Here is a 1,456-nt window from a genome sequence, read left to right as displayed (position 1 = left end):
TCGCTATCCCAAGAGTCAGCCAAATTACAGCCATGACCACACTAGAAGCTTATAACCTCCAAAAAAACTACCGACAGCGGGGAAAGATCGTTGCAGCAGTACGTGGGCTATCCTTAACCATTGAACCAGGGGAAGTCTTGGCTTTTCTTGGTTCCAATGGGGCAGGTAAGACGACCTCCATTAAGATGATTGCGGGTTTAATTCGACCTGATCGGGGTTCGGTAAAAATAGCTGGTCGTGATCCCCATCGCCATCCCCAAGCACGGCGGCTGGTGGGTGCGGTTCTTGAAGGTAACCGCAACCTCTACTGGCGTTTGACTCCCGAGGAAAACCTGGAATATTTCGGAGTATTAAGAGGCTTGAGCCAAAAAATCGCCCATCGTCAGGGTTTGGCCTTATTAGACAGATTTGGTCTGTTGTCCAAACGTCACACTCCTGTACAAGGACTATCCCGGGGGATGCAACAGAAATTAGCGATCGCTGTTGCTTTGGTTCATCAACCCCGATTACTGCTCCTAGATGAGCCCACTTTAGGGTTAGACGTAGAAGCCAGCCAGCGGGTCAAAACCATGGTTCGAGAAATGGCACAAGCAGGCTGCGCCATTCTACTGACCACCCATCAACTCAATGTGGCCCAAGAAATTGCTGACCGGGTCGCTATTATTCAACAAGGTCAAATCATTGCTCTGGAACCAACTCGCCAGATTATCCAGCGGTTTTCTGGGTCCACCTATGCGATCGCAATCGAAGGCTGCTTAGACCAGGTACGACTCAGCAAACTGGAGGCATTAGGTGGCGTGGTACAAAAGGGAGAAATTATTTACCCTGGCACACCAGAAGGTCTTTATCAAGTATTGCAAATCCTCAATCCTTTGCCTTTGGTGCAAGTCAAAAAGGATGAGGCTGATTTAACAAAAGTATTCTTAAAACTAGTGGGATAGAAAAGCCATGCTGCAATTGCTCCGGGCTGAATTCAAGCGTACTTGGACTGAGTTTATCCGCTATCCAGTTGAAGCATTTTCCTCCGTCGCCGTCACAACATTCATTTTTTATGGAATGTTTATCAGCGTTCGGTTTGTTGCTGGGCCCCAACTAAGTGTTGGCAATCGAATTGATACGATTGTCGTCGGTTACGTGCTTTGGGTTTTAGTCTTATCTGTTGTTAATGATATTGCCATTACTTTACAAATAGAAGCCCAAACTGGAACCCTAGAACAAGTTTTCCTTTCATCGTTCAGTGCTGCCAAAGTTTTTTTAGCTAGAACTGTCGTTAGTCTGGCCTTACGTCTTATCTTAAATGTCAGTCTATTGCTGCTGATCACTCTCGTAACTGGAAGCCGTCTCAGCTTTCCTCCCAGTTTACTCTTACCTCTGTGTACCTTGTTACTAGGAGCCTACGGTCTTTCCTTCTTGATGGGTGCTTTGGCCTTAGTGTTCAAGCGTGTCGAGCAAGTGA

The 1,456-nt window shown here is 46.8% G+C and carries 2 protein-coding genes; both read left to right on the top strand.

Annotated features, from left to right (window positions below):
• Positions 1 to 941: ABC transporter ATP-binding protein (locus F6K51_RS37175; RefSeq protein ID WP_293031168.1), on the top strand; the 941-nt coding region annotated here is incomplete at its 5' end.
• A gap of 7 nt (positions 942 to 948) precedes the next feature.
• On the top strand, positions 949 to 1,456 hold a 508-nt coding region (locus tag F6K51_RS37170; RefSeq protein ID WP_293031165.1), incomplete at its 3' end, for an ABC transporter permease.

The sequence above is a fragment of the Moorena sp. SIO3I8 genome (genome assembly GCF_010692325.1).
Classification (GTDB): Bacteria; Cyanobacteriota; Cyanobacteriia; order Cyanobacteriales; family Coleofasciculaceae; genus Moorena.
Note: the sequence above shows the minus strand (reverse complement) of the source record. Positions and strands in the feature narration are given on the sequence as shown.